The organism is Comamonas sp. A7-5, from assembly GCF_039581385.1.
Taxonomy (GTDB): Bacteria; Pseudomonadota; Gammaproteobacteria; order Burkholderiales; family Burkholderiaceae_C; genus Comamonas; species Comamonas thiooxydans.
On record NZ_JBCPWO010000001.1, the window covers coordinates 400,204 to 423,315 of the forward strand.

Annotated in this window: 25 protein-coding genes and 1 riboswitch; of the genes, 6 read left to right on the forward strand and 19 right to left on the reverse strand. The window is 61.7% G+C overall.

Annotation, left to right across the window (positions count from 1 at the left end; all coding sequences use genetic code 11):
* The gene (nth, locus tag AAIL67_RS01800; protein WP_034351836.1) at positions 1-657 is read left to right on the forward strand and encodes an endonuclease III; all 657 of its coding nucleotides are present in this window, start codon (positions 1-3) and stop codon (positions 655-657) included.
* Between the two features lie 55 nt (positions 658-712).
* Here nth and cobT read toward each other — a convergent pair whose 3' ends face one another.
* From cobT to AAIL67_RS01875, 15 genes are all read right to left on the reverse strand, one after another.
* A complete protein-coding gene (cobT, locus tag AAIL67_RS01805) occupies positions 713-1,825 on the reverse strand; it encodes a nicotinate-nucleotide--dimethylbenzimidazole phosphoribosyltransferase (RefSeq protein WP_343483257.1) in 1,113 nt (370 codons plus the stop codon).
* Positions 1,826-2,009: 184 nt separating this feature from the next.
* Entirely contained in the window at positions 2,010-2,438 is a 429-nt protein-coding gene (locus tag AAIL67_RS01810; protein WP_063660884.1) for a hypothetical protein, read from the reverse strand.
* 105 nt (positions 2,439-2,543) lie between these two features.
* Positions 2,544-4,010, reverse strand: a complete 1,467-nt coding sequence (locus AAIL67_RS01815; RefSeq protein WP_343483258.1) for a cobyric acid synthase — start codon at positions 4,008-4,010, stop codon at positions 2,544-2,546.
* Positions 4,011-4,013: 3 nt separating this feature from the next.
* The gene (locus tag AAIL67_RS01820; protein WP_343483259.1) at positions 4,014-4,415 is read right to left on the reverse strand and encodes a DUF3037 domain-containing protein; all 402 of its coding nucleotides are present in this window, start codon (positions 4,413-4,415) and stop codon (positions 4,014-4,016) included.
* Positions 4,402-5,187 carry a HipA family kinase gene (locus AAIL67_RS01825; RefSeq protein ID WP_343483360.1) on the reverse strand — a complete coding sequence of 262 codons (786 nt, stop codon included), beginning with the start codon at positions 5,185-5,187 and terminating at the stop codon, positions 4,402-4,404. The genes AAIL67_RS01820 and AAIL67_RS01825 overlap by 14 nt, the downstream gene beginning before the upstream one ends.
* A 65-nt stretch (positions 5,188-5,252) precedes the next feature.
* The gene (locus tag AAIL67_RS01830; RefSeq protein WP_343483260.1) at positions 5,253-6,260 is read right to left on the reverse strand and encodes an aminotransferase class I/II-fold pyridoxal phosphate-dependent enzyme; all 1,008 of its coding nucleotides are present in this window, start codon (positions 6,258-6,260) and stop codon (positions 5,253-5,255) included.
* Positions 6,253-7,335, reverse strand: a complete 1,083-nt coding sequence (gene cbiB, locus AAIL67_RS01835) for an adenosylcobinamide-phosphate synthase CbiB (RefSeq protein WP_343483261.1) — start codon at positions 7,333-7,335, stop codon at positions 6,253-6,255. The genes AAIL67_RS01830 and cbiB overlap by 8 nt, the downstream gene beginning before the upstream one ends.
* Positions 7,332-8,084, reverse strand: a complete 753-nt coding sequence (gene bluB / locus AAIL67_RS01840; protein ID WP_063660880.1) for a 5,6-dimethylbenzimidazole synthase — start codon at positions 8,082-8,084, stop codon at positions 7,332-7,334. The genes cbiB and bluB overlap by 4 nt, the downstream gene beginning before the upstream one ends.
* Before the next feature lie 36 nt (positions 8,085-8,120).
* Positions 8,121-8,690: a cob(I)yrinic acid a,c-diamide adenosyltransferase gene (gene cobO, locus AAIL67_RS01845; protein WP_003080011.1), complete on the reverse strand. Its 570-nt coding sequence runs from the start codon at positions 8,688-8,690 to the stop codon at positions 8,121-8,123.
* A 60-nt stretch (positions 8,691-8,750) separates the two neighbouring features.
* Positions 8,751-9,548 (reverse strand): ABC transporter ATP-binding protein, encoded by a 798-nt coding sequence (locus AAIL67_RS01850; RefSeq protein WP_343483262.1) that lies wholly within the window; start codon positions 9,546-9,548, stop codon positions 8,751-8,753.
* Positions 9,545-10,588, reverse strand: coding sequence for an iron ABC transporter permease (locus tag AAIL67_RS01855; RefSeq protein ID WP_343483263.1), 1,044 nt, complete (start codon positions 10,586-10,588; stop codon positions 9,545-9,547). The genes AAIL67_RS01850 and AAIL67_RS01855 overlap by 4 nt, the downstream gene beginning before the upstream one ends.
* On the reverse strand, positions 10,585-11,496 hold the full coding sequence (locus tag AAIL67_RS01860) for a helical backbone metal receptor (protein WP_343483264.1): 912 nt from the start codon (positions 11,494-11,496) through the stop codon (positions 10,585-10,587). The genes AAIL67_RS01855 and AAIL67_RS01860 overlap by 4 nt, the downstream gene beginning before the upstream one ends.
* Positions 11,493-12,074, reverse strand: a complete 582-nt coding sequence (locus tag AAIL67_RS01865; RefSeq protein WP_343483265.1) for a bifunctional adenosylcobinamide kinase/adenosylcobinamide-phosphate guanylyltransferase — start codon at positions 12,072-12,074, stop codon at positions 11,493-11,495. The genes AAIL67_RS01860 and AAIL67_RS01865 overlap by 4 nt, the downstream gene beginning before the upstream one ends.
* A gap of 47 nt (positions 12,075-12,121) precedes the next feature.
* Positions 12,122-13,534 (reverse strand): cobyrinate a,c-diamide synthase, encoded by a 1,413-nt coding sequence (locus tag AAIL67_RS01870; RefSeq protein ID WP_343483266.1) that lies wholly within the window; start codon positions 13,532-13,534, stop codon positions 12,122-12,124.
* 6 nt (positions 13,535-13,540) lie between these two features.
* The gene (locus tag AAIL67_RS01875) at positions 13,541-15,451 is read right to left on the reverse strand and encodes a TonB-dependent receptor (RefSeq protein WP_343483267.1); all 1,911 of its coding nucleotides are present in this window, start codon (positions 15,449-15,451) and stop codon (positions 13,541-13,543) included.
* Between the two features lie 67 nt (positions 15,452-15,518).
* Positions 15,519-15,760, reverse strand: a riboswitch (cobalamin riboswitch).
* A 241-nt stretch (positions 15,761-16,001) separates the two neighbouring features.
* Between AAIL67_RS01875 and AAIL67_RS01880 the strand changes: the two genes are divergently transcribed.
* From AAIL67_RS01880 to AAIL67_RS01895, 4 genes are all read left to right on the forward strand, one after another.
* Positions 16,002-16,211, forward strand: a complete 210-nt coding sequence (locus AAIL67_RS01880) for a hypothetical protein (protein ID WP_003063053.1) — start codon at positions 16,002-16,004, stop codon at positions 16,209-16,211.
* A gap of 40 nt (positions 16,212-16,251) precedes the next feature.
* Positions 16,252-16,632 (forward strand): cell division protein ZapA, encoded by a 381-nt coding sequence (locus AAIL67_RS01885; protein ID WP_034377466.1) that lies wholly within the window; start codon positions 16,252-16,254, stop codon positions 16,630-16,632.
* A gap of 411 nt (positions 16,633-17,043) precedes the next feature.
* A complete protein-coding gene (locus AAIL67_RS01890; RefSeq protein ID WP_045839048.1) occupies positions 17,044-17,529 on the forward strand; it encodes a thermonuclease family protein in 486 nt (161 codons plus the stop codon).
* Positions 17,530-17,761: 232 nt separating this feature from the next.
* Positions 17,762-18,661 carry a PhzF family phenazine biosynthesis protein gene (locus AAIL67_RS01895; protein WP_343483268.1) on the forward strand — a complete coding sequence of 300 codons (900 nt, stop codon included), beginning with the start codon at positions 17,762-17,764 and terminating at the stop codon, positions 18,659-18,661.
* Between the two features lie 254 nt (positions 18,662-18,915).
* On the opposite strand, the gene AAIL67_RS01900 is transcribed toward AAIL67_RS01895, so the two are convergent.
* Together AAIL67_RS01900 and AAIL67_RS01905 are read right to left on the reverse strand one after the other, a co-directional pair.
* The gene (locus AAIL67_RS01900; RefSeq protein ID WP_034407806.1) at positions 18,916-19,611 is read right to left on the reverse strand and encodes an amino acid racemase; all 696 of its coding nucleotides are present in this window, start codon (positions 19,609-19,611) and stop codon (positions 18,916-18,918) included.
* A complete protein-coding gene (locus tag AAIL67_RS01905) occupies positions 19,608-20,408 on the reverse strand; it encodes a glutamine amidotransferase (RefSeq protein WP_343483269.1) in 801 nt (266 codons plus the stop codon). The genes AAIL67_RS01900 and AAIL67_RS01905 overlap by 4 nt, the downstream gene beginning before the upstream one ends.
* Before the next feature lie 88 nt (positions 20,409-20,496).
* Here AAIL67_RS01905 and AAIL67_RS01910 point away from each other — a divergent pair, with 88 nt between their 5' ends.
* Positions 20,497-21,375: a LysR family transcriptional regulator gene (locus tag AAIL67_RS01910; protein ID WP_063660870.1), complete on the forward strand. Its 879-nt coding sequence runs from the start codon at positions 20,497-20,499 to the stop codon at positions 21,373-21,375.
* 435 nt (positions 21,376-21,810) lie between these two features.
* Here the strand turns inward: AAIL67_RS01910 and AAIL67_RS01915 are convergent, their stop codons facing one another.
* Both AAIL67_RS01915 and AAIL67_RS01920 read right to left on the reverse strand, forming a co-directional pair.
* Complete coding sequence (locus AAIL67_RS01915) at positions 21,811-22,068, reverse strand: hypothetical protein (RefSeq protein WP_343483270.1); 258 nt, start codon at positions 22,066-22,068, stop codon at positions 21,811-21,813.
* Positions 22,069-22,360: 292 nt separating this feature from the next.
* Positions 22,361-22,576, reverse strand: a complete 216-nt coding sequence (locus tag AAIL67_RS01920; protein ID WP_034351818.1) for a hypothetical protein — start codon at positions 22,574-22,576, stop codon at positions 22,361-22,363.
* Between the last annotated feature and the right edge of the window lie 536 nt (positions 22,577-23,112).

Here is a 23,112-nt window from a genome sequence, read left to right on the forward strand (position 1 = left end):
ATGAAGAAAAACGATATAGCGCCGTTTTTTGCTGCGCTCAAGGCCGCCAACCCCACGCCACAAACCGAGCTGGAATACACCACGGTGTTCGAGTTGCTGACCGCCGTACTGCTGTCTGCCCAGGCCACCGACGTAGGAGTGAACAAGGCCACGCGCAAGCTTTTTCCTGTTGCCAACACTCCGCAGGCCATTCTGGATCTGGGGCTTGAGGGGCTGGAGAGCTACATCAAGACCATAGGCCTGTACCGCAGCAAGGCCAAGCATCTGATGGAGACCTGCCGCATGCTGGTTCAGCTGCATGGCGGCCAAGTACCCAGAACCCGCGAAGAGCTGGAAGCCCTTCCCGGTGTAGGCCGCAAGACCGCCAATGTGGTGCTCAACGTGGCTTTCGGTCAGCCCACCATGGCCGTGGACACGCACATCTTCCGCGTCAGCAACCGAACGGGGCTGGCACCTGGCAAGAATCCGCTGGAAGTCGAAAAGCAGCTGCTCAAGCGCGTACCCGACGAATACGCGGTGGACTCCCATCACTGGCTGATCCTGCTGGGCCGCTATGTCTGCCAGGCGCGCAAGCCCCGCTGCTGGGAATGCGTGGCTTCAAAATACTGCGATTTCACACCCAAAACCCCGGCACCGGCAGCTGGAAAAAAGAGCTGAAAACGCCTCAAATGCATATCCACAAAGCGCTTTCAGCTATATCTTTTCAAGCTCCTCAGCTCTTGCCGCTGACGCCAGCCGATTCAAAGCTGGCCATCTCATTGAGCATGGTGCAGGCCGAGCGCAGCAGCGGCCAGACCAGCGCCGCGCCAGAACCCTCACCCAGGCGCAACTGCCAGTCCAGCATGGGTTGGGCCTGAAGGTGGGCCAGCAGGCGGGCATGACCCGGTTCACCCGATCGATGCGCATACACGCAGCGCTGCAGCACATGGGGCTGCAGGCGGCTGGCCACCAGCACGGCGGCCGTGGTAATAAAGCCGTCCACCACGATCAGGCGGCGTTCGGCAGCGGCCTGCAGCACAGCTCCAGTCATGGTGGCGATCTCCAGTCCGCCCATAGCTGCCAGTACAGCCAGTGGATCTTGCACGTCGGCGTGAAAATCCAGCACCCGCCTGAGCACTGCGATCTTGCGCGCCAGGCCTTCGCTGCTCAGGCCCGTGCCCACCCCGGTCACTTCCTCTATCGGCTCGCCGCACAGACGCGCCAGCAGCAATGAAGCGCTGGATGTATTGCCTATGCCCATCTCGCCCAGCAACAGCGCATTGCCCGGCAGTTTCTTGACCAGTTCCCCGCCATTGCGAAGCGCCATCGCGCATTGCGCTTCGCTCATGGCCGGGCCCCGGCTGCAGTCCGCCGTGCCATAGGCCACCTTGCGCCGCCACAGGCGTGGCTCATGGGCCTTGGGAAGCTTGTGCGCAGGATCCTGCTCGCGCACCTCAAAGTCGCGGGCCACGCCGCAGTCCACGACATTCAGATCAATTCCGTTCTGCAGAGACAGCACGCTTACGGCCGCGCCGCCAGCGAGGAAGTTCTCCACCATCTGCCAGGTCACATCGACCGGATAGGCCGACACACCTTGAGCAGCCAGTCCGTGGTCCGCAGCGAACACCACCATCTGCGGTGCATACAGATTGGGAGTCTCGCAACCCACGATGCCGGCAATGCGCAAGGCCAGTTGTTCCAGCACGCCCAGCGATCCCTGGGGCTTGGTCTTGAAATCCAGGCGATGCTGGACACGGGCTTGCAGCGCCGCGTCATGGATATCCTGCACCTGCGGGCAGGACCAGATGGTGGATGGTGGGAATTCGGGAAAAGAAGCGGAACTCATGCGTGCAGTCATTCCCGGTGCATCAGGCCTGAGTGCCATCCACCACCGGGATGCGGAAGGCACGTTTTTGGGATCCTGCAAGTATCGCGCTTTCATCGGCACCGGAACGCCAAGTTCGCCGATTGCTCAGGAGCGGCATGAAAAAAGGCCCCTTAGGGCCTTGGCTGAAGACGCGGCACAAGCCTCAGCGAATGACTTCCTCAACCGTGATTTCGCGCAGGATGCCGCCATCCTTGACCGAACCGCTGACAGCGCCATCCTTGACACGCGCCATACAGGCCTGCTGGTCGATTTCGGTCTTGAACACACCGCAGCGGGCGTAGGCATTGCGCTCGTACTGGCTGAGGCCTTGGCCGTCGTCGAGCTTGCCCTTCTTGGCTTCGGCACTTGCCGCCATCGCCTCGCGTGAAGACGAATTGCTCTCACGCATGGGACGCTGGCCCTTGTGATGATGGCGGTGGTGGTGCTTTTTCATCGCAGGCTTGGCCGCATCCATCGCAGCTGCTTCAGCCGCCGGCTTGGCTGCATCCACTTGTGCGCAGGCCATGCCTGCCAGCGACAAAACCGCTGCACCCAAAGCTAGTTGAAGAGTCTGAACCTTGAAAAAATCCATACGCAACTCCATTCCGAAAAGTGAATAGCTCGGTCAGCTTGCACTCACTCTCAGGCAGGGCTTATCGGCTCAGCGGCTATGCGCCCGCAGGAACAGTCCTACAAATCAGATCGAAGCCTGGAGCGCGGTCGGCTCAAACCATTGCCCCACGCCCTGCGCCAGCCGCGCAAACACCTGCTCCAGGCTGGGTGCATCGTGGCCGAACAGCGCATGAATTACCTCGGCGTTTTCAAACAGACCATGTAGATAGGTACCGATGACAGCGCTGTTGCCTCCCTGCCATAGCATGCCGGGCAACAGCTCCTGAGCCGGTCGCACGTTGGCCGTCTGCATGTCGGCACGCAGCTGGGTCTGGCCGTGGTGGATCTCGTAGCCACGTGCGGGCACGCCACTCAGGGCATTCCATGGGGCTTGCAACGCAGGCAGTTGCAGGGTCGTGGGTTGCACGGTCTTGTCCTGCGCAAACAGGGTCGCCAGCGGCAGCAGACCCAGGCCTGCGGCATTGCCGTCCACTCCATGCAGATCGATCAGCGCCTCGCCCAGCATCTGCAGACCGCCGCAAATGCCCAGCACGCGCTTGCCGAGTCCGGCATGAGCGACGACGGCGGCATCCAGCCCTTGTGTACGCATCCAGGCCAGGTCGGCAGCCGTGGCCTTGCTGCCCGGCAGAATGACCCAGTCCGCCTCGGCGAGTTGCGCGGGAGAGCGAGCCCAGATCACGCGCACGCCCGGCACTTGCAGCAGGGGCTGAAATTCATCGAGATTGCTGATGCGCGGATAGGCGATGATGGCAATCGTGGTGTGAACGGCCCGCCCGGCTCCCGTGCTGCCGCGATCATCGAACACGCCGTCCTCCTCGGGCAGACCATGCTGGAACTGCATGGGAATGCAGGCCACCGTGGGCACCCCCGTCTTCTCTTCCAGCATCTGGGGCGCCGGTGCCAGTAGTGCTGCATCGCCCCGGAACTTGTTGAGCACAAAGCCCTTGATGAGCTTTTGCTCATCCTCGGGCAGCAGTGCCCAGGTGCCGTAGAGATGGGCAAAGGCGCCGCCGCGGTCTATGTCCGAGACCAGCAGGCAATGTGCGTTGCAATGTTTGGCCACGCGCATATTGACCACATCGCTGGCATGCAGATTGATCTCGGCCGGTGAGCCTGCGCCTTCGATCACCACCACATCGTTTTCGGCACGCAGCTCGTCCAGTGCCTGTGCGATTTGCGGCCAGACCTTGAGGCTGCGACCTCGCCAGGGCATGGCGCTCAGCTCCTCATTGACCTGCCCGAACAGCACGACCTGGCTGTGCGTGTCGGCCTCGGGCTTGAGCAGCAGCGGGTTCATGCGCACATCGGGCACGGCCCCCGCAGCCAGCGCCTGCAGATACTGGGCCGTGCCGATCTCGCCCCATCGGCCCTCGGGCGTGGCCACAACGCGCGCGTTGTTGCTCATGTTCTGCGCCTTGAACGGTGCAACCTTCAGGCCCTGGCTGCGGTAGTAGGCACACAGTGCCGTGGCCACCCAGCTTTTTCCCGCGCCACTGCTGGTGCCCAGCACCATGATGCAACGTGCTGTCATGTCTTAAATCTCGGTTGGGATCGGCAGCACCACACGCTGCAGGATTCGGGCCAGCGCCTCGCCGGGATGGGTGCACATGCCCATATGCGAGGGCGAGGTCTGGATGATGCTGCTGCGCTTGGCGGTGAGCCAGTGGTAGCGCGCCCGCATGGGCAGCTGCGCGATCGGCCCGCCATCGGCGCGGCCTTCACAGATGGCCACGATGGAGCCCAGATGACGGTGTACGGCCTCCAGATCCACATTCGGGTCCAGCGCCAGCAGACGCTTTTCGTCAAGGGCCACCGCAGCCTGCAGATGGCCGGTACGCTGGCAGGAGAGGATCACACCCGCATTTACAAATTCCTCACGCTCCACGCGCGGCACCACGCGCACGATGGCGTAGTCATAGACCTCATGCGCGTGCATCGATCACTCCTTGCAACCAGCGGCCACGCTCGGCAAGCCGGGCCGCAAAATAATCCACATAGGCCGCGCGATGGGCCTGCACATTCTTGAGCACATCACCCTCTTTGTCGGCAGCGGCCTGCTCCAGAAAGCAGTCGGGCACCTCGTCCACGATGCTCTTGAGCACTTCGGGCCCAAGCTTGGCGGCCAGTTGCGCATCCAGTTGCGCCAGCTGGCTGGCCTGCGGCAGCAGCACATGCTCGGCACTGGGCGCAAAAGGCTTGGCCGGATCAGCAACCACTCCGTTCCAGGCATGGTGAAACGTCAGACTCGCACCATGATCGATCAGCCAGGGCTGCTTCTGGTACATCAGCATATTGGTGTTGCGTGCCGTTCGGTCCACATTGCTGACCAGGGTGTCGAACCACACGAGACGCGAGGCAAAGTCATCGTCCACCACGTCCACCGCCGGGTCAAAGTTGATGGAGCCCGGCAAATAGTCCAGCCCCACGTTCAGCCCGTCGCTGGCGCGAATCAGGTCCTGGATCTCGGGGTCGGACTCGGTGCGGGACAGGTCGCCGTTCAAGTGCAGCAGCACGATTTCAGGCACCGGCAGGCCCAGCGCACGTGCCATGCCGCCAGAGATGATCTCGGCCATCAACGCGCGCACGCCCTGCCCGGCGCCCCGGAACTTGAGCACATAGGTGCCCAGATCGTCGGTCTCGACAATTGCCGGCATGGAGCCGCCTTCGCGCAGCGGCGTGACATAGCGCTCCACCAGCACCGAGCGCAGCTTCAAGGTTTCAGTGTCCATGGGAAATGGTAGCGCCTTGCGCCCATCAGGTCTGATCGGCAAGGTCATTGGATGCTTTTCCAGGCCTGCTCCAGCGCGGCCTGCGACACGGGCGGCAGCACACCCAACCGCACATGGCCAGCCAGACCAAAGCTTGCACAGTCCCGCAGCTTGATGCCCTGGGCACGCAGGCCGGCCAGAGGCGCCGCAAGCTCTGCCTGCGGCAGACCTGCGACAAAGTAATTAGCCTGATGACCGGGGACGACCTGCCAGCCCAACCTCTCGCACAGCGCCAGCTGCTGCGCCTTCCAGCGGCGCAAGGTCATCAGGCTGTGGGCCAGCCATTGCTGCACCTCGTCCGTCACCCAGGCCTGCAGCATGGCCACTCCATGCGAGCCCACCACCCAGGATGCCGCCAGCGCGTTCAGCGCCTGCAGCTCTGCGGCAGTGGCATGCATGGGCGCAATCGCATAGGCAGCGCGCACACCCGTCATGCCCAGCGCCTTGTTCGGCGTCCACAACTGCCAGACCGTGTCGAGATTGCGCTCTGGTGGCTGGTCCTCCAGCCATAGCGGACGGTAGGCGCAGTCCAGCACGCGCCATTCCTTCTGCGCCGGCGGCTGCTGCCAGGCAGGCCAGATGTCTTCCATCGCCCCCAGCGGGCTTGAAGGCTCGCAGGCCCAGCTGAGCACCGGCGCCACGACCGCTTCTGTGCGGCGGCACAGCGCCAGCCGCCACACCCGCGCGGCCTGCAGATAGTCGCCATAGTGATGCTGGGGAAACTGCACGCTTTTGGCACCGCTGCGCACAGCGTGCAGCGTGAGGCGATGAATCAGCTCGCTGCTGCTGCCGCCGATCAGGATGCGCTCTACCGCCACGCCATGAAAAGCCGCCAGCTGCGCGCGCAATGCCCCGTATTGCGGATCGGGGTATTGCGCTACATGGGCGGCCTGCAACGCCTTCACGGCCATGGGACAAGGCCCGCAGGCATTGCGATTGGTCGAAAAATCATGCGCCGGAACGCCCAGCGCATCGGTACCGCCATGCATGGCTGCCGCATTCACATCAAACATTGGCAAGCAGCCTTCCTCTCCACAGAAACATCAAAATCATAGCAATCAATGCAAGCAGCACATGCAATTTGATCACTTTTGATGCCAATTTTACAGACAGCTTCAGATCAGCCGCCTGCGGTGCCTGCCCCTGCGGATTGAGTCTATAGACGCCGGGTTTGGAAAGCTGAACCCCCAGCGCCTGCGCCATGGCTCCCATGGGCCAGCCGCCATTGGGCGATGGCGTCACGCCAGCATCGCGCCTCAAACCGGTCCAGGACAGGCCGCCGGCCAGCAGCGCCAGCCACATGGCGGTGATGCGCGCCGGAATCCAGTTCAGCACATCGTCGGCGCGGGCCGCCCATTTGCCCGCCCATTGCCAGTGGCGGCGGCGCTCGCCCTGGCCTCGCCAGCCGGGATAGCCCCACATGGCATCGGCCGTATTGGCAAAACGATAGACGGCCGCCCCGGGCAAGCCGGCCACGGCAAACCAGAACAGCGGAGCGATCACGGAGTCGCTGAGGTTCTCGGCCAGCGTCTCGATGGCGCTTTCGCGCACGGTGGCCGCGTCCAGCCGTGTCGTGTCGCGACTCACCAGCCAGCTCAGACGCTCCCGCCCTGCGGGCAGCGATTGCTGCAGTGCGGCCTCCACGGCCAGCACCTCATCCTTGAGCATGCGCCAGGACAGCAGCGGCTTGAGCAACACCCCCATCACCAGCCCCCAGAGCCACCAGGGTGCAAAACCCAGCATGAACTGGGCGAGGCCATAAACCATGAAAAACAGAGCTGCCAGCGCACACCAGACAATCGCTGCAAGGCCAAAACGCAGATAGTCACTCTGCACTTCAACACGCGGTGCAAGCGCCTGCCCCGACCAGCCCAGCAATTTGCCCATCAGCACCACGGGGTGCAGCCACACCGGCGGCTCGCCCCAAAGCCGGTCCAGCAGCAAGGCAACCAGCAAGGCCAGCAAGCCAGCCTGCACATTGGCAGCCCAGTTGGGCGCCGCCAGATCACTGGCGGTAAATGTCTGATAGAGCCATGCCAGCGGACTGAGAGAAAGACCGATCAGCTCAGTCCAGCCAAAACTTGTCATGCGTCTGTTTTGTCCTTCGCGGCGCACGGCCCGCTGCCCGGCTTGCCCTTGGTCGCCGCGGCCACCACACGCGAGTCGTCCCAGACATCGTCCATCAGCATGTCTTCCAGAGGCGCACGGCAGGCCCATTTTTCCTGCTGCAGCATGGGCTCGGCATAGTAGGCATCGACTGGGCCCAGGCAGAGCACGCCCAGCGGGTGGGCACCTTCAGGCATCTGCAACAGCCTTGCCAGCGCCAGCGGATCGAAAATCGAGACCCAGCCCATGCCCAGACCTTCGGCACGCGCGGCCAGCCAGAGATTCTGGATGGCACAGGCGCTGCTGGCGATATCCATCTCGGGCAGGGTGCGGCGACCGAAGATATGCGCCTCGCGTCCCGGCGGCATGGCGACAACCAGCACCTCGGCCGCATCGAGCACACCCTGAACCTTGAGCTTCATGAAGTCTTCTTCACGTTCGCCCAGGGCATGGGCGGTGCGCACGCGCTCCTCCTCGATCAGACCGTGGATCTGCAAGCGCAATTCGGCACTCTTGACCCGAATAAAGCGCCAGGGCTGCATGAACCCCACGCTGGGCGCGTGATGCGCCGCACGCAACAGGCGCAGCAAGACCTCGTCGGGGACCTTACCGCCCGCAAAATGACGCATGTCGCGGCGCTCATAGATGGCGCGATAGACGGCAGCCCGCTCGGCCTCGGTGAAAGGCGTTGCGGCAATCGTCGCGAAGGAGCTGGTCTTGGATTCGGTCATGGAACTATTGTCGCGCCACAGACATGGCAAAAGCCATCAGTCTTCGATACCTCTTTGAGCGGGAATACCCGCCTGGAAGGCATGTTTGATCAGCGTCATCTCGGTCACGGTGTCGGCGATGTCGATGATCTCCTGCGGGCAGCGGCGGCCTGTCAGGCAGACATGCACATCCTTGGGGCGTGCCTTGAGCGTGTCCAGCACCTCCTGCAGCGGCAGCCAGCCGTAGATCAGCGGATAGGTGATCTCGTCGAGCACGACCAGAAACAGCTCGCCCGAGAGAATATCGGCCTTGGCCTTTTCCCAGCCGTCACGCGCCAGCTGGGCGGAGTGATCGAGATCCTTGCTTTTCCAGCTGAAGCCATCGCCCAGTCCTTCAATGGGCAGACCGACCTGCTCGGCCAGGCGGTGCTCGCCAAAGCGGGCCGTTGGCACCTTCATGAACTGATAGACCTTGACGGCCTTTCCCCGCCCCGTGGCTCGGAAGGCCAGACCAAAGGCGGCCGTGCTCTTGCCCTTGCCATTGCCGGTGTTGACGATGATCAGGCCGCGGCGTTCGCCCTCGGGCTTTTCGTAAGGCTTCTCGGTGGGAGGAGTTTCAATATTCATAGCTAATCTCGCTTGTCTATCAATGGCTAAAGGGCAAAAAATCAAGAATTTCAGCCGGACTCAGCTCAGGCGCGGCAAGGCCAGCCACAGGCCATCGAGTTCGCGCACCTGTATGCGCCGGTCAAACACGGACTCCAGCGCGGCATGGGTAGCGGGATCGCTGCAAGCGCCCTGGTGGGTGATACGGCCGGCCTGCATGACGATCATCTCGTCAGCCAGCAGGGCAAAGGACAACTCGTGCAGCACGCTGACCAGGGTCGCGCCTTGCTGCACCAGACTGCGGGCCGTCAGCATCCAGTCGGTCTGATGCGGCGGGTCAAGATTGGCCAGTGGCTCATCCATCAGCAGAGTCCGGGCCTGCACGGCCAGGGCCCTTGCCAGCAGCACGCGCTGACGTTCACCTCCCGATAGCTGGCCTATGCTGCGCTGGCGCCAGTCCCAGGCATGGGTCTGGCGCAGCGCCTGCTCCACGGCCTGCCGGTCGGCGTTCGAGGCCGGAGCCAGCCAACCCTGGTGGGGCAAACGCCCCAGCATGACCACGTCATACACGGCCATATCGGCCGCAACAGGCTGATTCTGGCCCAGCCAGGCCAGGGCCTTGGCACGCTCGCGGCCATTCCAGTCGCCCAGCTTGCGGCCCTGCAAAAGCACCGCGCCGCCTTGCCGCTGGTTGGCGGCACGCATGCCGGCCATGGCGCGCAGCAGCGTGGATTTACCCGCGCCATTGGGGCCAACGATGGCCGTCCAGCGGCCCTGGGGAATGCGCAGGCTGATCTGACGCAGCACCTCGCGCTCGCCCAGCTGCACGCTCAGGGCCTCGGTCGCCAATGCGATACCGGTTTCGATATTGCCGCTCATGTGCCCTCTCCAGACGGCATGGCGCCACGCTTGTGCATCAGCCAGAGCAGATAGCTGCCGCCCAGCACGGCGGTGAGCACGCCCACCGGCAGTTCCTGAGGAGCAATCAACCATCGCGCCAGCAGGTCGGCGGCCAGCAGCAGCACCGCCCCCATCAGACTGCTTAGCACCAGCAGCCAGCGGTGCAGCGCGCGCACCATGGAACGCACCAGATGGGGCGCAGCCAGGCCTACAAAAGCGATCAAACCGGTCTGCGCCACGGCGGTGCCCGTGGCCAGCGCCAGCAGCACGATCAGCAGCAGGCGCAGCGGCGCCAGCGGCAGACCCAGACTATGGGCCGTGGCCTCGCCGAGTGCCAGCCCGTCGAGCACGCGGCTCAGGCTACAGGCCAGCACCAGCGCGGGCATAAGCACCCACAGCATGAGCGCGCAGGCATTCCAGCCCGCAAACGCCGTGCTGCCAAGCATGAAGGACTGCATGGCCTGCATGATGTCGGGATTCATGAGCAACACCAGCGATGCGGCGGCGCCCAGCACCACGCCCACCACCACGCCGGCCAGCAGCAGGCGCATGGTGTTCTGCACGCCCTTGGCCAGCACCAGGGTCAACACCACGGCAAGCACAGCACCCGCAAAAGCCGCGCCCGTCACGCCCCAGCGGGCCAGACCGGCCAAAGCGAAAGGAGAGACACCCAGGGCGGCCATGGCCAGCGCCACCCCAAGCGATGCGCCCGAGGCACTGCCCAGCAGATAAGGATCGGCCAGGGGGTTGCGAAACACGCCCTGCGCCACTGCTCCGGCCAGCCCCAGCAGGCCTCCGGCCAGCAAGGCCGCCGCCGTGCGTGGCAGGCGAATATCCATAACGATCTGCCAGGCCAGCGGATCATGCCGGGCATGAAGCACGCTCTCGAACCCGGTGCTGCCGATACCCGCACCCAGCAGCGCCAGCAAAGCTGCAGCCAGCGTCAGCCACAGCAGCAGCCAAGCAGCGGCCAGCCCGCGCTGCCCCCTGCGATGACGACTGGAGATGCAGGCCTTCATGGGCTATTGCCCTGCCTCGCCGCCAGACGCTGCAGACACTGGGCAATGATTTGCGCCCCCTCGGCCATGCGGGGGCCTGGGCGCACCAGAATGTCGGATTGCTCGGGCGTGAAGGCGCAGATCGCGCCCTGCTTCACCGCCCGCATCTGGGCCCAGCCCGGGTATTCCGGCACACCGGTTTTCCAGGCTCGCTCGCCGGCCATCAGAATGTCCGGATCCAGCTTGACCACATATTCGGGATTCAGGCGCGGAAACGGCCCTTGCCTGGCGTCGACCACGTTGCGCAGATGCAGCCGCGTCAGTGTCTGGCCGATAAAGGATTTTTCACCGGCGGCATACGGGCCGCGACTGGCCTCAAAGTACACACGCTGACCGCGCATGGCTTCGGGCACGCTGGCAGCGGCCTTGTTCAGGTCGGCTTCGATCCCGGCCCAGACGCGGTCTGCGCCCTGTGTGGGCGGCAAGGCGAGCAGCTGACCTATTTTCTGCATCACGGTGCGCGCTTCCTCGTGGGTGCGTGGCTCCAGCGCCACCACCTTGAGGCCCAGCGCCTCCATTCGCGCAATGGCCCGTGATGCCATGGAAACCAGCACCAGATCTGGCTTTAGCGCCACAATAGCCTCGATATTCGGATCCAGCCCGCCACCCACCACGGGCACGGTCTTCACATGGGCTGGCCAGTTGGAATAGCGATCCACCCCCACCAGACGTTCGCAACCGCCCAGTGCGCACAGACTCTCGGTCAGCGAGGGCAGCAGGCTGACGATACGCTGCGGCAGTTTGGCCAATTGCACCTGCGCGCCACGTGCATCGGTGATCTGCACGGACTGCGCCGCCACCGACAAAGCCCCAGCCAGGCCGCAAACAAGCAGCGCAGCAGCGGCAAGCCGTTTTACGGTGGCCCTCATGCCTGCGGCCCTTTCAATGCCAGAGGCAAGCCGGCGCACATCAGCGTGACGCTTTCACAATGCGCTGCCGCCTGCTGATTGAGCAAGCCCAGCGCATCGACAAAGGCGCGCACTTCGCGCCCCATGGGAATCACGCCCAGACCGATTTCGTTGCCGACCAGAATGACGGGGCCGGCTGCTTCATCAAGCGCTTTCAGAAAGAGTGCTAGCTGTGATTGCCAGTCGGGAGCTGGAGATTGGCTGTCTTCGGAGTTCCCGGTCTGCACCGGCATCAGCCAGTTTGTCAGCCACAAGGTCAGGCAATCAATCACCAGCAGCCGGTGCGGGCTGCTGTGCTGGGCCAGCACCTGGGCCAGCTCGCGAGGCTCCTCTATGGTCAGCATGCCTGGCACGCGCTCGGCGCGGTCGCGCTGGTGGCGCGCAATGCGCTCGCTCATTTCCGCGTCCCAGGCCTGGCCGGTCGCCACCAGCGCCGCCTGATTCCCGGCATCCGTCTGCAGCCACTGGCGCGCCAGCAACTCTGCACGACGGGATTTGCCGCTTTTTTGCCCGCCCAGAATCAGTTGGGTACGCGGCATGATGAAGGAGACTGTGCTTGCAGGGCTCATGGTGATGGACTAAAGGCTCAGCTTTCGATTGTTGCGCCAAAAAGCGCCGCCACAGCCGACGGGCAGGACGGAAACCAGGCATGAAAGTAACTGGCTTGCACACTGCCATGCTGATAAAGCGCCTCGCCACGGTCGGCCTGTACGGCCGCGCCGGGGCGACTGCTGCGCGTGAGCACCGGCATGGCCGTCTCCAGCCTTGTGTAGTGAAAGGTATGGCCGCGCAGCAAGCCCGCATCAAGTGCCAGCTGCTGCATGCCCAGACCGCCAAGCCGGCTCTGCATCACAACCTGGCCGGGCAGCAGCCCCCACATGGGCTGGGTGCTACCGTCCAGGGCAGTTACTCCATCGCACAGCGCCAGCATGCCCCCGCACTCGGCCCAGACCGGCTTGCCCTGCGCCATATGCTGGGCAATGCCGTCACGCAACTGCCGGTTCTCATGCAGAGCCCGGGCATGCAGCTCCGGATAGCCGCCGGGCAGCCAGATCGCATCGCAGGGCGGCAGCGCATCGCCAGCCAGCGGCGAGAAAAAGCACAACTCGGCCCCCATGGCACGCAGACAGTCCAGATTGGCGGGATAAATAAAGGAAAACGCCGCATCGCGCGCAATGGCAATGCGGCGGCCGCTCAGCCAGGGCTCCAGCCGCGCTTGATCGCGGGACATGTCCGGCGCTGCAAAGTCCACGCACCAGTCCTGCCAGCTGGGCTGACCGTCGTCCGAACTCCAGGCCCTCTGCCCCAGCGGCGTCTGGGCCAGGGCATCGGCCGCAGCATCCAAGCGCTGCAGCGCATCGCCGAGCTCGTGGGCTGCAATCAGGCCCAGGTGGCGCTCGGGCAGCAGCGCCGCAGACCTGGCCTTGACCGCTGCATCGCCCAGTTGCACACCGGGCATGGCACCCAGCCACAGCGACTGCTCGCGCAGGCCTTGCCTGAGCAGATCCGCATGATGGGCCGTGGCCACGCGGTTGGCCAGCATGCCGGCCCAGCGCAGACCGCCCTGGTAATGCTGCAAGCCATAAGCCAGCGCCCCGAAAGTGCCCGCCATGGCCGAGGCATCGACCACGGCCAGCACGGGCAGACCCAGCAACTGCGCCAGATCGCCCGCGCTGAAGTTGCCGTCGAACAGGCCCATCACGCCTTCGACAAGAATCAGGTCAGCCTCCTGGGCCGCCTCATGCAGACGCTGGCGCACATCCCCCTCGCCCGTCATCCACAAATCCACCGAATGCACGGGCGAACCGCTGGCCAGCTCGTGCCAATAGGGGTCCAGAAAATCCGGTCCGCACTTGAATACGCGCACCTTGCGTCCCTGGCGCGCATGCAGGCGAGCCAGGGCAGCCGTGATGGTGGTCTTGCCCTGGCCGGAGGCCGGAGCACTGATCAGCAGCGCCGGGCAGCGCAGGCCGGTTTCATGCATTGCGATGACTGTCATGGCCTCTTACCTGGCTTCCCACTTCACACCGATATAGCCGCTGCGGCCTTCGGTGGCGTAGGTTCGAGCCAGCTCATAGCGCTTGTCGGCCAGGTTGTTGATGCGCGCCACCAGGCTCCATTCACGCGTCAGCTGCTTTTGCGCACTCAGATTCCAGAGCGTGTAACCGCCCAGCACGGTCTTGTTGGCCGCATCGTCAAAGCGCTTTCCGGCAGCCTGCATTTCGGCACCCAGCCTCCAGCCGGCCAGCGTGGTGTCGGCAGACAAATTGGCGTAGCGCTTGGAGCGGCGAGCCAGTTGCAGATCCTTATCGGTATCGCGCGGATCCTGGAAGTCCACCGAACCTTGCAGATTCACCATGGCCAAACGGGTGGTGGCGGCCAGGGTGATGCCTTCGTAACGGGCCTTGGCCACATTGGCATAGCAGCCGCCGTAAAGGCCGGTATTGCCCGCACAGGAGCCCGTCCCACCCACATAGTTGATGAGATTGGAGACATTGTTGCGGTAGAGCGTGGCCGAGAAGCTGTCGCTGCCTTTACCCCACTTCAGGCCCAGCTCCACGTTGCGGCCTTTTTCAGGCGACAGACTGGCATCGCCATATTGGCTGAAGCGCTGATAGAGCGTAGGTGCGCGAAAGGCAGTGCCGGCCGATGCGGTTGCGCGCCAGTTGGGCATGAACTCATAGCCATACGCAGCGCTGCCCGTGGTGTGGCCGCCGAACTCGCTGTCGCGGTCATGACGGGCGTTGAGCTGCAGCGTGTGCTTGCCCGCATGCAGGCCATAGCCCAGTGCCAGTGCGTTCTGAGAGCGATTGCGGCTGCCGATATCCAGGCCGTTGTTGACTAGCTTGTCCTCGCGGCGCTCCAGCGCGGCCGTCACGGTCTGTGCTCCCAGCCGCCACTCGTTCTGGAACAGATAGCTGTGCAAACGTGTGTCGGTTTCATAGACGCTGGGCTTGGTCTGGTAGAAATCGCGCGACTGTGTGTACTGAAGGCGTGTGCTGTAGACATCGCTCCACTTGGCCAGCCAGTTCAGGCCCACCGCATTCATCTTGTAGATGCTACGGTCATCGGCCATGGGGCTGCTCTTGGAGACGGTGGCGTCATAACCCGCGTTCATATAGCTGGTCAGAGCCGTGGCTTCAACACGGTGATTGCTGTTGATCTGGTAGCCCACCCGCCCGTTGAAGGCGTTGCTGCGATAACCATCGGCATCGGGATTGAAGCCCGAAGAGGTCTTGGCATTGAAGCCGTTGCTGCTGGCATGCGAAACACCCAGGCTGTAATCCCAGCCGGCCACACCGCCGCTGACGCCGGCCTGCGCCTTTACCGTGCCACGACTGCCCCAGCCCAGGCCCACATAGGGCTTGGCTTTGCCCTCACCCTTTTTGGTAAAGATCTGCACCACGCCGCCCATGGCGTCAGAACCGTAAACAGCCGCAGCCGGGCCACGCAACACTTCAATTCGGTCGATCGCTTCCAGTGGGATGTCCTGCCAGGAGGCTCCGCCCGTGGACTGCGAATCCACTCGCACACCATCGATGTAGACGGCTGTGAAACGCGTGTCGGCACCGCGCAGATAAACGCTGGTGGTCGAGCCGGCGCCGCCGTTGCGCACCATCTGCACACCCGGCAGACGCGAGAGCACATCGGCCACACCCACGGCACCCGCAGTTTCAATCGTTTCACGGCCCACCACCGACATATCGGCCACCAGATCGGACAAAGGCTGCTCGATGCGATTGGCGGTGACCACGGTTTCTTTCATGTGCACCGCATCGGCCTGTGCAGCTGATTGAGCCTGTGCGGCAAACGCCACGGCCAACGCAGATGCCAGAAGAGTGGGACGGAGAACAAACGATGCGCGTGCGCGCGAAGCCACCTGCGCCATGCGCAGGGACGAAGATTGCGGACTCATGGAAAGCACACTTGAATACGCCCACATCAGCCTACCCGCCGACATTGAGCAAACATACCTGCACAGAATGCAGGCAACCCATGTTGGCCGGTATCCGGGCTAGGCGAATCATCCTCTTGCCGGCCTTCCCAGCGCGCAGCGCCAGTGGCCATGGGGAAAAAGGTGGAATGCCGCAGCACTCCATTCGCCGACCGTTGCGGGGGCAGCGCAGGTTCGGTGTGCCAGTGTGTCTGGCCAGCACCTCCCTGCTTCCCGTTGAACTGAGACCACAGAAAAGCGACCTCGAGCACCAACAGGCGCCCATTGTAATGAGCGCCACGCGGCGCAAATCCTTCATTCGGAGTAACCGAGCGCGGCTCAGGTGACGATTTTTTACCTTAAATATGCACTTGAGGTACACAGAACTTGTGCAGCACGCTACGATTTTGAGAGAAATATTGCAGTTTTACGATTGCGGCAGTCAAGCAGCCTGTGCTCCAGCGCAAACTGCTGAATTTGCCTGCACATTTATACTCACCCACGGACTGCAAGACCTACAATGGCAGAGTCTATGACCACCCAGCCCTCTCTTGATCTCATTGCCGAGCGCGTAGAGCGTCTGCTGGTGCGCCACGAGGAACTGCAGCGCACCAACACCCTGCTCACCGATCAGGTCATCGCTCTGACGCAAGAGCGCGATTTGCTGCGTCTGCGCCTGCAGGCCGCACGTGCGCGCGTCGATGCCTTGATCGAACGCCTGCCCGCCAACCAGGGAGAGTGACAGTCGTCACCCTCCATCACCAGACCCGCCACTGACGCCCATGAAGCAGATCGATGTGCAAATCATGCAGCAAAGCTATGTGCTGACCTGCCCCGATGGTCAAGAAGAACGTGTGCAGGAAGCCGTTCGCCGCGTGGATGAAGCCATGACCCGCATCCGCGACAGCGGCAAGGTCCGCTCGCGCGAGCGCGTGGCAGTGCTGGCAGCCCTCAATATGGCTTTCGACGTGCTTGACCGCGATGCCCAGCAAGCCCTTATGGCCAACGCCCAGGCAGAAATGCAGGCGCATGCTCAGGAGCAGTTCGCGCCCCCCGAGATCAATGAGGCCGCCCAGGCTGAGCTGCAGCGCCAGCAGGAGCTTGCCGAGCAACTGGTGCTCAAGCTCGATCAGGCACTGGATGCTGACGCCAGGCTGCTCTGATTGGGTAACCTCAGCAGCAAAGCAGTCATGACCTCCGCGCGACTGCCAATACCCGTTAGAATAAAACCGTCTGCAAATCTGCCGGTTTTTATATTTCCTTGAACCAATGCTCAACGAGCATGGGCTTGATAAATCACCTATTGAGCGTGATCGTCTCGCGTCAGATGAACCCAACGATAGGTTGCTCTTGCCCACCTGAACCCCCGGTTCAGGATGACGAGCCGGTGGCATTTGCAGACACCTTTATACATACAAGCTGTTGATTTGCTTGCTTTCCAGCCATGAAGATGGCCTGAAGAATCAAACAAAGCCGAGCAATCGCAGGCAATTGAAATCAACAACTTGTACATCTATCTGGATTGATGATTGGCCCGCGTTGCGGGCCTTTTTCTTGCCCAATAGACTGAAGCCATGCTTGCCGCCACCCTTCTCTGCCTCGTCATCGGCATCTCCGACGGTCGCACCCTGACCGTGCGCTGCGGTGAGCCTGGCGCTTATGAGCAGGTCACGGTCAGGCTGCAGGGCATCGATGCACCCGAGCGCAAGCAACCATTCGGCGAGAGAGCCCGACAAGCATTGGCTGAGCTGACATTTCTTAAGGAGACCGAACTGCGCTGCACCAAGACAGATCGGTACCAGCGACAGATCTGCTCTGTTTGGGTGACGCCTGCATCGGCACCCAGCGGGCCGCGCACGCTCGATGCCGGCCTGGCCATGATCACCCAAGGCATGGCCCGATGGTACCGCGCCTGTGGCCACGAACAGTCTCCCCAGGCGCGGGGACAGTATGAGTTTGCCGAGCAAGAGGCCATGGCACGCAAAGTCGGGCTGTGGCGTGATCCAGAGCCGGCTGTGCCTTGCAATCGGCCCACTCGCGCGGGTTTCTGCAAACCCTAAGTCGGTTGTCGCCCTAGCGAGCAGATCAGGATTTTCATGTTATTGCCCGCTGCACAGGGCGGATTCAACCGGTCGATGCAACACAAAGCAGCCGCTCCGAAGTGAAAACGCCAGCAAGCGTATGACATGATTCAGCGTCACCCTCGTCGCAGGCATACCCTGCCCCGCGCGCAACGTCTCGCAGGCTGTGCGCCTTCCTGTTTGCCGCTGTCCACACCAACATCCCTCCGCCATGAGCACCGCCATCGCCCTTCAGCCCCGCCCTTTCATGACCGTGGATGTCTTCACGGTCGTGCCCTACCGCGGCAACCCCGTGACTGTAGTGCTCGATGGGCGCGACCTTGACGATGCACAGATGCAAAACTTTGCGCGCTGGACCAACCTGTCCGAGACCACCTTTGTCCTGCCCCCGACGGACGCGGGCCGCGCCCTGGGCGCCGACTATCGAGTGCGCATCTTCACCCCGACTGCCGAAATGCCGTTTGCCGGCTACCCGACGCTGGGCACCTGCCACGCTTGGCTCGCCCAGGGCGGGGTCCCCAAGCATCCAGAGCGCATCGTGCAAGAGTGCGCCAAGGGTCTGATCCCCATCCAGCGCTCGATCCACGGCCTGGCATTCGCCACTCCGGCCCACCAGGCCCTGCCCCTGCCTGACCATTTGCACCTGATCTACGAGGCTCTGGGCATAGACGCAGCCCAGGTGCAGGATGCCGCCTACCTGGACAATGGAGCACAGTGGCTGTGCCTGCTGCTGGACAATACCGACAGCGTTCTCGGCCTGGAGCCCGACTTGGCACGCATCAAGGCCCTGGGCCATAAGGTAGGGGTGGCTGCTCTGTATCGAGCCACCAATGCGATGCCACTGATCGGCGATGCCTGTCAGGAGACACAGGCACAACTCGAAGTGCGCGCCTTTTCCACCACCGGTGTGGAAGACCCGGTTACCGGCAGCCTGAATGGCAGCCTGGCTCAGTGGCTAATCGCCCAGAAACATATGCAGGCGCCCTACGTGGCAAGCCAAGGGATCCGCGTGGGCCGCAACGGCCGAGTGTCCGTGCAGCAGGATGCACAGCAACAACTGTGGATTGGAGGCCACACAGTCACCTGCATGCAAGGCACGGTCCAACTGTAAGAGCACCCCCGATCCATGAGGCGTGCATCGACGATCAATGCAGCCAACTTCAGCAGCGCCTCGTGGGCACCAATAGCGACTTGTACAAGTTGGCTGGCAACTTGACCAAGCTTGAAGTCCCCTTGAAGTGAGATGCAATGTACAAGGTGGCATTGCAGATGCCGAACCGGCGTCTGAACGGCTGGGCCGATTGAATCTGTCGCTGTTCGGTCGAGAAGACCGCAGTAACGTTGGTAGCTGGGCCTGAAGTAGGCTCAGCTCGAAAGTACCGCACGAACCAATGCCTCTACGTGGATTTCGACGGTATCAAGGCAGGGAACAGGGCTGTTGCGGTCACTAAGGATCAGCGGCAGTTCAGTGCAGGCGAGTGCTATATGGTCGATACCTTCACGTTGCTGCAAATCCTGAATGATGGCAACGAACTCCTGGCGAGTGCTCTCTTTGACAAGGCCATGCTCAAGTTCGGCCTCGATCTTGGCCTGGATTTGCGCAATCTGATGCTCACTGGGCACGATAACTTGTATGCCCCGATCTTCAAAAGGTGTCTTGAAGAATGTATTCGTCATGGTGAACACGGTACCCAACAAACCGACTTTTCGCGCGCCTCGCTCCTGTGCCGCGTTGCAGGTGGCATCAATGGCACTCACTATGGGAACCGGCGACAGCGGGAGTATGCGGTCCAGAACGATGTTGGGCGTATTGCCAGTCAAACCCACCATGTCCGCACCACCGGCGGCCAAGCTGTGAATTGCCCCGAGCACATAGTCGGCAAGCTGCTCAAACTCGCGTTCACGACAGAGGCTGAACACCTTGAAAGCGTTGAGGCTTTCGATGGACAGGCGAGGCAGATTCTCCTTGCCCGTCTGTGTCTGAACGCCGTGAATGATCTTTCGGTAATAGGCCACGGTGGACTCCGGGCCGATGCCACCAATGAGGCCGAGTTTCTTCATTTCGCTGTTCCTTGAGGTAATTCCGGGTGGTTGCCCATGGCGACATTCAGCGAGGCTGCTGAATTGCCTGCTGAAACGGTGCCAGCATGTGTTTCGATGAAGCGCCTTAGCAGCATCAACGGCGTTGGTGTCGGACTAACACCTTGCAGCATGGCTGCTGGATCCAGACCTTCCGCGCGCAGCACTTGCACTCTTGCATTGATGCAGGCTGCCATGACTTCCGATGTGAACTCTGGATGAAACTGCACGGACACCGCGGTGGGGCTGTATCGGACTATCTGATGGGGATCGCGAGCTGAGCGAGCCAATGCCCTGGCTCCATTGGGCAGGCGCAGGATGGTCTGAAGATGTGTGAGGTGGGCCAGGAAGCGAGGTGGGCATCCGGCAAGCCAGTCGTCCGGCTCAGCAACCGCCAGTTGTTCGATTTCCAGACTCCCCATCTCTCTGCCGTCAGGGTGGTAGTCCACTGCTCCTCCCAGTGCATGAGCCATAAGCTGATGCCCATAGCAAACTCCCATGAGAGGCATCCCCTGTGTCACAGCCTGCCGTATCCATATGGCGGTCGCTTCGCTCCAGGGATGCTGATCGGTCACCATGGACCACGAGCCCGTGATGATCGCCGCACGGTGCTGCCCGGGCTCGGGCAGAGGTTCTCCTTCATACACCTTCACTATGTCCATGGTTTCGGGCCTGCAGCCGGCAGCTGCCAGAAACCACTGGGGAAGATCGCCTGCGATGACTCGAATGTCCTCGGGCAGCGTGCCCGCCTGGATCAGCAGCAAAGATTGAGAGTCCACGAGAAATGTAGGAAGGTGGCAATACCTCACACTTTAGTGAAACAAATCCATCATGAATACTGAATTTCAATGATGAGAAAATCTCCAAATGAGAAAGATCGATCTGGAATCGTTGGCGTTCTTCAAGTCTGTTGTGGATACCGGTAGTGTCACCCAGGCTGCCAGGCAGATGAACCGCGTGCAGTCCAATGTCACCACGCGCATCCGCAATCTGGAGGAGCGTCTGGGCGTGCAACTCTTTTTGCGGCATGGCAACCGGCTCAAGCTCTCGGCCGAAGGCGAGGTACTGCGCGGCTACGCCGAACGGATATTGCGACTGTCGTCAGAGGCCGAGTCCGCAATGCTGCTTCGGGCGCCGCAGGGTACGCTGCGACTGGGCACACTGGAGAGCACGGCTGCGGCGCGACTGCCTCCGTTTCTATCCAGGTTTCATGAGCGCTACCCGGATGTACTCATCGAACTGGTTACCGGATCCACATCACGGTTGTTGGACATGGTTCAGCGTTATGAAGTGGATGCAGCGCTGATTTCTGAGCCGTTTACGGCACCGGGACTGGCGACCCAGAAAGCATTCGATGAGGAACTGGTGCTCATCGCCGCACGCTCGGCTACCGGTGTGCTGGATTCGGAACAGTTGTCACGCTGCACAGTGATTGCATTCCCTGCAGGCTGTTCGTACCGTCGAATCCTGGAGGAATGGTTTGCCAGCATCGGAACTGCCCCTCACCGCGTTCTGGAGATGGCGTCCTACCACGCCATCGTGGCCTGCATTGCAGCCGGTACGGGCGTTGGCATCATGCCGCGCTCCATCTTGAGGGCCGTACATGCCGAACCACAGTTGCAAGTGCTTCCGCTGCCCAGACACTATGCAGAAGTGACCACGCATCTGGTCTGGTTGCCACAGCAGGAGTCAGCCTCCACGGAGGCGTTGAGGCAAATGCTGGCCGCCGACCGCCTAAAGAGTTGACCTTAAGCTCTTTGAGCTTAAGCAGCCGCAGCGGCCTGCTCCGAGTCACTCTCGCCTGACCGATAGGCCGCCGATCAAAATCGTCCACAAGCGCATCTACCGAACTTCTTGCAGCACCTGAAGTCCCACAATAACGATTAGCCCAAACTCATCAAAGTGCCGCAGGAAGAACTGAGGCAGGCCAACCACGTCAACTCCTTCGACAAGCCCAATGATTTCCCTATTGAAATCGACGCCAACGCCACAGGCGTGATGATTGCGGTCGATGACTGGGATATGCCTTTGGTTGAAGGATGCTGGACTTACCCAGTCAATACTAGGCGATCGGAACCTCCCGGAGTGGCCGGGCGACAAGACCGTGCAGTGTCTACAGGATGATCCTTGGAGTACCTGGTAGGAAATAGCGGCGTTCGCACAGGATGTGGTTCTTACTACTTAATCACGGCGCCAGCCAAGGCCTCCAGAAGTGTCATCCCCGCCCGCCCACAGCGACATGCTGCCTGGACCTTGATACGCTCCACGCCCCCATTCATAGCGCATATCACTGCTTCCCATCGTCCGCTGGGCACCTTGCTCTGGCATGTGTCCGGCATCACGCCCCGGCATCATCGAGCAACCCGCCAGCGTACTGACTACTGCTGCAATTAAAAGTAGCGCTTTCATGACAACTCCTTGAGAAAAAGGAGTCTTCAAGGCTATTCCTGAGGCGTGTGCCCGCTGTAAATTCTTGTTGAACGGCTACTTTGCTTACCTAATTCATACAACAGTCAGTATTGATGCGCTCTGTTTTTTGAAGCTTTGAAGCCATAAAACTTGGCTGTCTACTTGAGGTCGAGGCTGATCGGCTCTTTCTGGCAGGCTGATGAGCCCTTTGTTCCAGTGAAGGCACTGCGCGACGAATTCGTGTGCCCAGGCACGTATGCCGAGCGGCTGGACGAAAGGACCGTGCAGTGCCTCGAAGCAAAAGCTTGACCCTGCCATTCACCTACATGTTCTGAGCGCCATAGAAGGCACCATCACCTCCGGTCCAAGGACGTCCATTGTCGTCATGCATCCAGCGATCCCGGTCGCCGCTCATATTCATTCCGCCCATCGTCTGGCTGGAACTCTCGGCAGGCATAGACCCGGAACTACGTCCCGGCATCATTGAGCATCCTGCCAGCATGCTGGCAAGTGCCGCGATTAAAAGTAGCGCTTTCATAGCAACTCCTTAAGAACGTGGAGCATTGCAGGCTAGTCTTGCCGCGCGCGCTGCATGTAAGTTCTTGTTGAACTTCCTGTTTGCCTACCCAATTCGTGCACCGTCCCGGCTCAACCGGGCTTTTTTGTTTCTGGATCGCAATGTTCAAGAGCATTTACCGCAGTGTTGTAGGTCGGCATGTCGAGTTGAAGGCGCCAGGAAACACTTCTACCGATATAGCCTTCCAATGGCTCTGGGTCACCTTGCCGTATGCACCGTTAGCGATCAGTTCGACCCAAACTTTGTCAGGTCACTCACCGTAATTTTCCGGGGCCGGAATTCGGGCAAACTGTTATTTGCAACAACCAATCGCACCTTGGCGACCATTAACCGGCAATGGCTCACTCCCCTGAAAAAACACGCGGACCACCCTTGTGGGGCCCTAAGTCTTCATCGCCTCTTACCAATGAAACTCAGCATTTCGAACGCTGGCGCAAGCGCACATGGCAGTTGCACGCTTCGGTCCTATTGAGCCATCTATATGCCTTCATGCTATT

Coding starts and splice junctions, on each gene's coding strand:
- AAIL67_RS01880 (WP_003063053.1), top strand. CDS start 16,002: ATGACCACCCAGCCCTCTCTTGATCTCATTGCCGAGCGCGTAGAGCGT.
- AAIL67_RS01810 (WP_063660884.1), bottom strand. CDS start 2,438: ATGGATTTTTTCAAGGTTCAGACTCTTCAACTAGCTTTGGGTGCAGCG.
- AAIL67_RS01820 (WP_343483259.1), bottom strand. CDS start 4,415: ATGCACGCGCATGAGGTCTATGACTACGCCATCGTGCGCGTGGTGCCG.
- AAIL67_RS01890 (WP_045839048.1), top strand. CDS start 17,044: ATGCTTGCCGCCACCCTTCTCTGCCTCGTCATCGGCATCTCCGACGGT.
- cobO (WP_003080011.1), bottom strand. CDS start 8,690: ATGAATATTGAAACTCCTCCCACCGAGAAGCCTTACGAAAAGCCCGAG.
- AAIL67_RS01875 (WP_343483267.1), bottom strand. CDS start 15,451: ATGAGTCCGCAATCTTCGTCCCTGCGCATGGCGCAGGTGGCTTCGCGC.
- AAIL67_RS01815 (WP_343483258.1), bottom strand. CDS start 4,010: ATGACAGCACGTTGCATCATGGTGCTGGGCACCAGCAGTGGCGCGGGA.
- cobT (WP_343483257.1), bottom strand. CDS start 1,825: ATGAGTTCCGCTTCTTTTCCCGAATTCCCACCATCCACCATCTGGTCC.
- AAIL67_RS01830 (WP_343483260.1), bottom strand. CDS start 6,260: ATGTTTGATGTGAATGCGGCAGCCATGCATGGCGGTACCGATGCGCTG.
- nth (WP_034351836.1), top strand. CDS start 1: ATGAAGAAAAACGATATAGCGCCGTTTTTTGCTGCGCTCAAGGCCGCC.
- AAIL67_RS01900 (WP_034407806.1), bottom strand. CDS start 19,611: ATGAAGAAACTCGGCCTCATTGGTGGCATCGGCCCGGAGTCCACCGTG.
- AAIL67_RS01865 (WP_343483265.1), bottom strand. CDS start 12,074: ATGCCGCGTACCCAACTGATTCTGGGCGGGCAAAAAAGCGGCAAATCC.
- AAIL67_RS01920 (WP_034351818.1), bottom strand. CDS start 22,576: ATGAAAGCGCTACTTTTAATCGCGGCACTTGCCAGCATGCTGGCAGGA.
- AAIL67_RS01910 (WP_063660870.1), top strand. CDS start 20,497: ATGAGAAAGATCGATCTGGAATCGTTGGCGTTCTTCAAGTCTGTTGTG.
- AAIL67_RS01870 (WP_343483266.1), bottom strand. CDS start 13,534: ATGACAGTCATCGCAATGCATGAAACCGGCCTGCGCTGCCCGGCGCTG.
- AAIL67_RS01860 (WP_343483264.1), bottom strand. CDS start 11,496: ATGAGGGCCACCGTAAAACGGCTTGCCGCTGCTGCGCTGCTTGTTTGC.
- cbiB (WP_343483261.1), bottom strand. CDS start 7,335: ATGACAAGTTTTGGCTGGACTGAGCTGATCGGTCTTTCTCTCAGTCCG.
- AAIL67_RS01895 (WP_343483268.1), top strand. CDS start 17,762: ATGAGCACCGCCATCGCCCTTCAGCCCCGCCCTTTCATGACCGTGGAT.
- AAIL67_RS01885 (WP_034377466.1), top strand. CDS start 16,252: ATGAAGCAGATCGATGTGCAAATCATGCAGCAAAGCTATGTGCTGACC.
- AAIL67_RS01855 (WP_343483263.1), bottom strand. CDS start 10,588: ATGAAGGCCTGCATCTCCAGTCGTCATCGCAGGGGGCAGCGCGGGCTG.
- bluB (WP_063660880.1), bottom strand. CDS start 8,084: ATGACCGAATCCAAGACCAGCTCCTTCGCGACGATTGCCGCAACGCCT.
- AAIL67_RS01850 (WP_343483262.1), bottom strand. CDS start 9,548: ATGAGCGGCAATATCGAAACCGGTATCGCATTGGCGACCGAGGCCCTG.